Origin of the sequence: Streptomyces sp. NPDC035033, assembly GCF_040636735.1 — a bacterium.
Classification (GTDB): domain Bacteria; phylum Actinomycetota; class Actinomycetes; order Streptomycetales; family Streptomycetaceae; genus Streptomyces.
On sequence record NZ_JBEZUZ010000161.1, the window covers coordinates 1 to 8069 of the forward strand.

Annotated in this window: 8 protein-coding genes; 3 read left to right on the forward strand and 5 right to left on the reverse strand. The window is 76.6% G+C overall.

The genetic code is table 11. The features are described from left to right. Window positions 1-130 precede the first annotated feature (130 nt). Both secD and AB0E83_RS34240 read right to left on the reverse strand, forming a co-directional pair. Window positions 131-2440 carry a protein translocase subunit SecD gene (secD, locus tag AB0E83_RS34235; RefSeq protein WP_362120532.1) on the reverse strand — a complete coding sequence of 770 codons (2310 nt, stop codon included), beginning with the start codon at window positions 2438-2440 and terminating at the stop codon, window positions 131-133. Window positions 2441-2570: 130 nt separating this feature from the next. Then, on the reverse strand, window positions 2571-2951 hold the full coding sequence (locus AB0E83_RS34240) for a hypothetical protein (protein ID WP_362120534.1): 381 nt from the start codon (window positions 2949-2951) through the stop codon (window positions 2571-2573). A gap of 195 nt (window positions 2952-3146) precedes the next feature. Between AB0E83_RS34240 and AB0E83_RS34245 the strand changes: the two genes are divergently transcribed. After that, the gene (locus tag AB0E83_RS34245; RefSeq protein ID WP_362120536.1) at window positions 3147-3854 is read left to right on the forward strand and encodes a lysophospholipid acyltransferase family protein; all 708 of its coding nucleotides are present in this window, start codon (window positions 3147-3149) and stop codon (window positions 3852-3854) included. Here the strand turns inward: AB0E83_RS34245 and AB0E83_RS34250 are convergent. Further along, window positions 3814-4896 carry an enoyl-CoA hydratase/isomerase family protein gene (locus AB0E83_RS34250; RefSeq protein WP_362120538.1) on the reverse strand — a complete coding sequence of 361 codons (1083 nt, stop codon included), beginning with the start codon at window positions 4894-4896 and terminating at the stop codon, window positions 3814-3816. The genes AB0E83_RS34245 and AB0E83_RS34250 overlap by 41 nt on opposite strands. Before the next feature lie 130 nt (window positions 4897-5026). Here AB0E83_RS34250 and AB0E83_RS34255 point away from each other — a divergent pair, with 130 nt between their 5' ends. Next, a complete protein-coding gene (locus AB0E83_RS34255) occupies window positions 5027-5245 on the forward strand; it encodes a CsbD family protein (protein WP_362120540.1) in 219 nt (72 codons plus the stop codon). Between the two features lie 72 nt (window positions 5246-5317). Continuing rightward, window positions 5318-5986, forward strand: coding sequence for a GAP family protein (locus AB0E83_RS34260; RefSeq protein ID WP_346169191.1), 669 nt, complete (start codon window positions 5318-5320; stop codon window positions 5984-5986). A gap of 43 nt (window positions 5987-6029) precedes the next feature. Here the strand turns inward: AB0E83_RS34260 and AB0E83_RS34265 are convergent, their stop codons facing one another. Both AB0E83_RS34265 and AB0E83_RS34270 read right to left on the reverse strand, forming a co-directional pair. After that, the gene (locus AB0E83_RS34265) at window positions 6030-6449 is read right to left on the reverse strand and encodes a hypothetical protein (protein WP_362120542.1); all 420 of its coding nucleotides are present in this window, start codon (window positions 6447-6449) and stop codon (window positions 6030-6032) included. A 97-nt stretch (window positions 6450-6546) separates the two neighbouring features. Next, window positions 6547-7869: a cation:proton antiporter gene (locus AB0E83_RS34270; RefSeq protein WP_362120544.1), complete on the reverse strand. Its 1323-nt coding sequence runs from the start codon at window positions 7867-7869 to the stop codon at window positions 6547-6549. Window positions 7870-8069 lie beyond the last annotated feature (200 nt).

The window sequence follows — 8069 nt, forward strand, 5'->3', positions numbered from 1 at the left end:
GCCCCACACTCGGCCCCCCTCACCCCCGCCCTATACCTCGCTTTTTTTTTTTTGCCCGCCCCCCCCCCCCGCTCCCCGCGCGCCACCCCCCCCCCCCCCGCCGCGCCGATGCCGAAGGGGCGGCGGCGGGTCAGACGACGGCTCCCGTGCGGTCGGCGGCGCTCCGCCGGGCCGGGCGGGCGGCGGGTCGCGGGTTGCGGTCCTCCAGGGTGACGGTCAGGGGCAGGGCGGTGAAGACCGTCGAGGCCATGCCCAGGACGACGCCGGCGAGGAGGGCGACGGAGAAGTCCGTGAGGGTGTCGCCGCCGAGGACGGCGAGGGCCGCGAGGACGAAGAGGGCGCCCATGCCGGTGTTGACCGTGCGGGGCAGGGTCTGGGCGACGGCCCGGTCGGCGAGGTCCGCGAGCGGCAGGCGGCCGCCCTTGCGGCGCAGTTCGCGGAGGCGGTCGAGGACGACCACGGAGTCGTTGACCGAGTAGCCGACGACGGTGAGCAGCGCGGCCAGGAAGACGCTGTCCACCGGCTTGCCGAGCCAGGCGAAGAGGCCGACGACGAGCAGGACGTCCTGGACCATCGCGGCGACGGCCGCCGCCGCGTACGTCCAGCGGAAGCGGACGGAGAGGTAGCCGAGCTGGGCGGCGACGGCGAGGCCGAGCGCGAGGAGGGCGTGGGTGCGCAGTTCGCCGCCGAGGCTGGGGCCGACCAGGTCGTCGCGCTCGACGGTGACGGGGCCCGCGACGCCGGTGAGGGCCCGGGCGACGCGTTCCCGGGTGGTCTCGTCGGTCTCCCGCACCCGTACGGTGACGTCCCGGCCGCCGTCGCCGGTGGTCCGGACGACGGCGTCGGGGAAGCCGGCGGCGACCGCCGCGCGGGCCGCGTCCGCGTCCACCGTGCGGCCGGCGGCGTACCGGATGTCCCGGCCGCCGGTGAACTCGACGCCGAACTCGACGCCGCGCACGCCGATCCCGGCGAGGGCGAGCAGCAGCAGGGCGGTGCTGACGGTGAACCAGCGGCGCCGGCGGGCCATCAGCCGGGGCGGCCGGCGGATCAGCCGGGTGCGCAGCCGGCCGGGGCCCGCCATGCCGGTGAGGGCGGGCCTGCGGCGTACGGCGGGCAGGGCGAGGGCCGCGTCGGCGAGCAGCCGGGTGATCACCATGGCGGTGATCATCGAGGCGAGGACGCCGAGGGCGAGGGTGACGCCGAAGCCCTTCACCGGGCCGGTGGCGAAGGCGAAGAGGAGGGCGGCGGCGAGCAGGGTGGTGACGTTGGAGTCGGCGACGGCGCTCCACGCCTTGGCGAAGGCGGTCGCGAGGGGGCGGCGCGGGTCGCGGACGGCGGTGGCGCGGCCGAGGGCGGCGTACTCCTCCCTGGCCCGTTCGAAGACGAGGACGTTGGCGTCGACGGCGATGCCGACGGCGAGGACGAAACCGGCGAGGCCGGGGAGGGTGAGGGTGGCGCCGAGCGCGACGACGGCCGCGTACGAGAGCAGTCCGTAGAGGAGCAGGGCGACCGTGGCGAGCAGGCCGAGGAGCCGGTAGACGGCGATGACGAAGAGGCCCGTGCAGGCGAGGCCGATGACGGCGGCGAGGGCGCTGGCGCGGATCGCCTCGGCGCCGAGGGTGGGGCCGACGGTGCTCTGTTCGACGGTGGTGACGGGGACGGGCAGGGCGCCGCCCTCGACGAGCGCGGCGAGGTCGCGGGCCTCCTGGGCGGAGAAGCCGCCGGTGATCCGGGTGGAACCGCCGGTGATGCCGCTGCCGCAGGGGACGTCGGCCTGCATGGCGGGGGCGGAGACGATCCGGTCGTCGAGGACGATCGCGATCCGGCGGGCGGGGTCGCCGGCCGGGGCGCAGGCGGCCTCGCCGGTGAGGCGGGCCCAGTCGGCGGCGGCGCGGTCGCGGAGGGCGAGGTCGACGGTCCAGCCGTGGGCGGTGGTGGTGTCGAGGACGGCGTCGGCGCTCTTCACCCCGTCGCCGGTGAGGGCGGGGGCGGCGAGGGCGAGGAAGCCGCCGGAGCCGGGGGCGGCGTCGGGGTCGGCGAGGGTGCGGGCGCCGTCGGCGGCGGGTTCCTCCGCCGGGCCGCCGGTGGTGCCGGTGACGGCGTGGAAGGTGAGCTGGGCGGTGCGGCCGATGACCTCGGCGGCCTCGCGCGGGTCGCGCAGGCCGGGGAGTTCGACGACGATCCGGTTCTCGCCGGAGCGGGCGAGCGAGGGCTCGGCCACGCCGAGTCCGTCGACCCGCTTGCGGAGCACTTCCAGGGCGCGGTCGGTGGCTTCCGCGTCGGCGCGGAGCCGGGGGGTGTCCTGGGTCTCCAGGACGATCCGGGTGCCGCCGCGGAGGTCGAGTCCGAGGCGGGGCGGGGTGGTGAGGGCGGTCCAGAGGGCGAGTGCGACGACGGCGAACGCGAGGAGCGCGCGCCGGAGCACGGCGGACGGGGGCATGGGTCCTCCACGGGCGGTGCACGGCCGCGCCGTTCGGGGTCGCGGTCCGTGCCGGACGAGCTGGGGGCACGCGCGCGCGGCCGGGCGGCGGGCAGGCCGGGGGCCCGGGCGGCGGCGCGGTGGGAAGGCGTCAGCTGTGCCGGGTGGAGGGCGGGCCGCGGGGGGCCCGGGGGTCGTACGGGAGGCCGGGCGGCGCGCGCTCCCGGCGCGGGTTCCCCTCGGCGCGCCCGCGCGCGGGCTCCGCGTCCGCGCTCCGGACGACCGGTGGCGCGGCGGGCGGCGCCGGGAACCGTACGGACTGCTCGACGACGGCGGGCGGTTCCGCGGTCTCGGCGGCCGACGCGTGGGGGTCGGGCGCGGCGGGCGCCGCGGTGGCGGCGGGCCCGGCCGCCGGGATGCCGTCGGCCACGGGCGCGGGCGCCGTGAGGAACGCGCAGAGCGCGCAGAGCAGCGCCGGCAGGAGGCGGGCGAGGACGCGGGCGCGGTGGGAGGACGGTCGTGCCGTGGGCACCGTGCCCCACCTCCGTCCTCCGTCGTGGCCTCGCGTCGGGCCAGCGTAGACCGGCGGCGCCGGGGAGCGGACACCAGGTGGGCGGGGAGGCGGACTTGAGTACGGGGTGAGTACCGGCGCCCATGCCGGGGGCGGGGGCTCCGGCCGACGATGGGCGGGCCGTCGTCGCACCGCTCCCGGAAGGTGGATCCGCCCGTGCTCAGTCGTCTCGCCGCACATCTCGTCCCGTTCTTCGGGCGGTTGACCGTGACCGCGGACCCCGGGGCCCGGGTCGAGCCGGGCAGCATCATCGTCGTCAACCACACCTCGCTCGCCGACCCGGCGCTGGTCCTCGCCGCGCTGCGGCGGCGGCTCGCCGTGGAGCCGGTGCTGCTCGCGGCGGCCGGGCTGTGGCGGGTGCCGGGGCTGGGGGCGGCGCTGTCGCGGGACGGGTACGTGCCGGTGCACCGGAACACCGCGCACGCCTCGGCCGCGCTGGACCGGGCGGCGGTGGCGCTCGCCTCGGGGCGGCCGGTGATGCTCTACGCCGAGGGCCGGATCCCGCCGCGCCGGGAGGCGTCGGAGGCGCCGCCGGAAGAGTTCCGGACCGGTCTGGCGCGGCTCGCCGGGGCGACGGGCGCGCCGGTGGTGCCGGTCGGGCAGGCGGGGGCGCGGCGGATCACCTCGGGCGGGACGGCGAAGCAGATCGCGGGGGTGCTGACGGCCCCGGTGCGGCGTCCGTGCCTGCACGTGCACATCGGGGCGCCGCTGCGGCTGCCGCGGGACGTGCCGGCGGCGACGGCGCTGGCGCACGGGGCCGTCACGGAGGCGTGGCGGACGGCGGCGCTGGCGCTGGGCGAGCCGGCCGCCGGGGCGGAGCCGGTCAGCCGGCGAGGCCGAGGTCGCCGCCGGGCGGGGGCGTGAGGTAGCGGGCCACGTCGGCATCGGTGACGTCGGCGAGGGCCGCCGGCTTCCAGTGCGGGTCGCGGTCCTTGTCGACGACCTGGGCGCGGATGCCCTCGACGAGGTCGTGGCTGGTGAGCGCGGCGCAGGAGGCGCGGTACTCCAGGTCGAGGACGGCTTCGAGGCTGTCGAGGGCGCGGGCGGCGCGCAGCACGGCGAGGGTGGCCTTGAGGGCGGTCGGGGACTTGGCGAGGAGGGTGCCGGCGGTCTCCTTGGCGGCGGGGACGCCGGAGTCGAGGAGGCGGTCGACGATCTCCTCGACGGTGGGGGCCGCGTAGCAGGCGTCGATCCACGCGCGCTGTTCGGCGAGGACGCCGGGGGCGGGGGCGGTGGCGTGCCGGGCGAGGGCCTCGTCGGCGGGGAGGCGGGTGAGGTCGGCGGCGAGGGCGTCGAGCGCGGCGGCGGGAACGTGGTGGTCGGCGAGGCCGGTGAGGAGGGCGTCGGCCGCGCCGATCTGCGCGCCGGTGAGGGCGAGGTGGGTGCCGAGTTCGCCGGGGGCGCGGCCGAGGAGCCAGGTGCCGCCGACGTCGGGGACGAAGCCGATGCCGGTCTCGGGCATGGCGATCCGGGAGTGTTCGGTGACGACGCGGACGGAACCGTGGGCGGAGACGCCGACGCCGCCGCCCATGACGATGCCGTCCATGAGGGCGACGTACGGCTTGGGGTAGCGGGCGATCCGGGCGTTGAGGCGGTACTCGTCGGCCCAGAAGGCGGCGGTGGCGGTGCCGCCGGCGCGGGCGTCGTCGTGGATGGCGCGGATGTCGCCGCCGGCGCACAGGCCCCGCTCCCCCGCGCCGCGCAGGACGACGGTGGTGATCGCCGGGTCGTGCTCCCAGGCGGTGAGGGCGGCGTCGAGGGCGCGGACCATGGGGTGGGTGAGGGCGTTGATGGCCCGGGGCCGGTCGAGGGTGAGGAAGCCGGCCCGGCCCTCGGTGCGGCACAGGACGTGCGCGTCCCGGTCGGCGGGGGCGGCTGCGGGGTTCTCGGCGGGCACGGTGGTCACACGGTCCTTCCCTGGCACGGCACTGTGTCGCCGCCCAAGGTACCGGGCCGTGATCGGCCGCCGACGGGCGCGGGCGATCGCTCCGGCCTAGCGTGGATGCCGGGGACGGTCCGAAGGAGGGATCGCGGGCATGAGCGACAGGATCGGCAGGGCAAAGGAGAAGGCCCGGCACGAGGTCGACAGGGCCAGGGGCCGGGCCAAGGAGCTCGCCGGCCGGTTGAGCGGCGACGAGCGGCTGGAGACCGAGGGCAGGACGGACCGCGCCAGGGCCGATCTGCGCAAGGCGTGGCGGAGTGTGCGTGAGCGGGTCAGGGGGATCGGGGACTCTCTGAGGAAGGACCGGTCCTGACGGTGGGGGCCGTCCTGGCGGCGCGGTCCCTCGGGCCGCCCGGGGCGGCCTCCGCGGACCGGTGGTGACGCGATGGTCGTCGACCTGGTGCTGATCGGGCTCGCGGTGACGCTCTTCCCGCTGCCGATCATGGCCTTCGTGCTGGTGCTGGCCTCCGCCCAGGGGCTGCGCAAGGGGCTGGTGTTCATCGGGGTCTGGCTGGTCTCCCTGGTGGCGGTGATCGGGATCGTCGTCCTGCTCACCGGCGGTCAGCCGCCGCCGCCCCGCTCCCCGCCGTCGCGGGCCGCCCAGGTGGCGACGCTAGTGATCGGCGTGGGTCTGATCGGGTACGCGGTGTACCGGCGCCGGCGGAACCGTCGGGACGCGGCCGGGCCGGCGGCCGAGGCCCGGGCGGCGGAGGAGCCGGAGTCCGCTTCGGACGGTGTCTCCTTCCGGTCCGCCGCGGCCTTTCCCCTGCTCCTCCAGCCGTGGGGGATGGTCGGCGCCGCGGCCGCCACGGTCGTCCAGGCCGACCTCTCCGACGCCGGGAACGTGGTGGCGCTGGTGGGCTTCTGCCTCCTCGCCACGTCGACGCTGCTGGCGATGGAACTGTGGATGGTGTTCTCACCGGAGCGGGCGCAGCGCGCCCTCACCGGGTTGCGCCAGTGGCTCGCGCGCCACAAGGAGCCCGCCATCGTCGGTCTCTGTCTGCTGCTGGGACTGTGGCTGGTGAGCCGCAGTCTCTATCTGCTGACGACGTGACGGGCTCCTCGCGGTGAAGCGGTGAAGCGGAGTGCCCGGGGCGCTACCGCACGTCGTCGGGCCGCACGACGCAGAGGGCCCAGATGACGAAGCCCGACATGGCGATCATCAGGATCGACCAGGCCGGGTAGTACGGCAGGGACAGGAAGTTGGCGATGACGACGAGGGCGGCGATGGCCACGCCGGCCACCCGTGCCCACATGGACACCTTGTAGAGGCCGAAGCTCACGAGGATCGCGACGGCGCCGAGGGCGAGGTGGATCCAGCCCCATCCCGTCAGGTCGAACTGGAACACGTAGTTCGGCGTCGTGAGGAAGACGTCGTCCTCGGCGATCGCCATGATGCCCCGGAAGGCGCCGACGACGCCGGTGATCCCGAGCATGACGGCGGCGAAGACGGTCAGCCCTCCCGCCCACAGACGGCTCGTGCTTCCCGGACGGTGAGGGGTGTGCGTGGTGGCCATGGTGGTCCTCGCTCTCGCTCCGCCGGGTACGGTCGCGGTACCCGTACTCCCCTCCATGGTGGTCCCGGGGCGGGTGGGGCGCACGGCGCGGCGCGGGTCAGCCGGCGGGGCCGTCGAGGTGTCCGAGCCTGCGGCGTCCCGTGGGGTCCGGCACCTCGGCGGCTTCCCTGAGGGCGGCGGAGGAGGACGCGCGGCGGAACCAGGCGCCGTACGCCCCCGCGAGGGCCGGGGCGGTGGCGCCGTGCAGGAGGACGCTGAAGGCGACGGTGACGGCGACGACGCGGCCCATGAGCTCGGTGCCGGCGACGTGTTCCTCCGCGACGAGCAGTCCGAGGACGACGGAGGCGAGGCCGCGGGGCCCGAACCAGCCGACGTACAGCACCGTCGGGAGGCGCAGGCCGCTGCCGAGCAGGCAGAGGGCGACGGGGACGAGCCGGACGACGGTCAGGCTGAGCAGGGCGTAGAGCACGATCTGCCAGGTCAGGTGCTGCAGGGCGGGGCCGAGCAGGACGGCGCCGAAGAGGAGCAGGCTGATCGAGGCGAGGAGGCCGCCGAGGTCCTCGGCGAGTTCGGGGGTCGTGTCCCCGCCGCCGTCGGACGCGGTGGTCTCCCGCGGGCCGGCCGGCACGTTCCGCAGAGCGTGTCCGAAGGCGAAACCGGCCACCCAGGCGGCGATGAAACCGCTGCCGTCGGCGACGACGGCGAGTTCGTAGGAGCCGGCGGCGACGGCGAGGACGTAGACGTGGCGGCCTTCGCGGGTGATCCAGCCGCGGGCCCGGGCCGCCTGGAGCAGCCGCCCCGCGAGGCCGCCGGCCAGCAGGCCGAGGGCGGTGCTGAGCAGCAGGGAGCGCCAGAAGGTGCCCGCGACGCCCTCGGCGGCGTACGAGGTGCCGGGGACGGCGGCGAGGAGAACGACGAAGAACGGCAGCACCATGCCGTCGTTGAGGCCGCTCTCCACGTTGAGGCCCTGCCGGACCAGGGGCGGGACCCGCCGGTCGGAGAGGGCGGTCTTGCCGAGCGCGGCGTCGGTGGGCGCCAGGATCACGCCGACCAGCGCCAGCTCCCAGACGGTGAGGCCGGGCAGCAGCGGCCAGGCCAGCAGCCAGCCGGCCGCGATGCTGAGCAGGAGGCCGATCCCGAGCAGGCGCCGGGGCAGGAAGCCGCCGCGGGTGAGGTCGCGCCGGCGGACGGTCATGGCGTCGGTGAACAGCACCAGCGTCAGGGCCGCCTCGAGCAGCGCCGTGATGGGGCCCGTCTCGTCGAGGCCGATCACGCCGAGGACGGCCGGGCCGAGGAGGACGCCGCAGCCGGTGAAGACGAGAGCCGAGGAGACCGGGGTGGACGCCAGGCGTCGCGAGCAGAGGGCGTAGCCGGCCGTGACGCCCGCGACGGCCAGTACCGTTCCCGCGCCACCGCTCATGGGACCGCCTCCTTCGCCCGTCCCGGCGGGGCGGGGTGGGGTGGGGTGGGCGGGAAGGAGGGCGGGAAGGACTCACCCGCTTCTCGCGGATCCTGATTGCACGGTGCACGGCCACGAGGGCCGCTACCCCGTGTCCTCACACGGAGTCCTTCCCGTCACCTCCATGAAAACACCCCGTGGCCCGCCCGCCGCGGCATCCG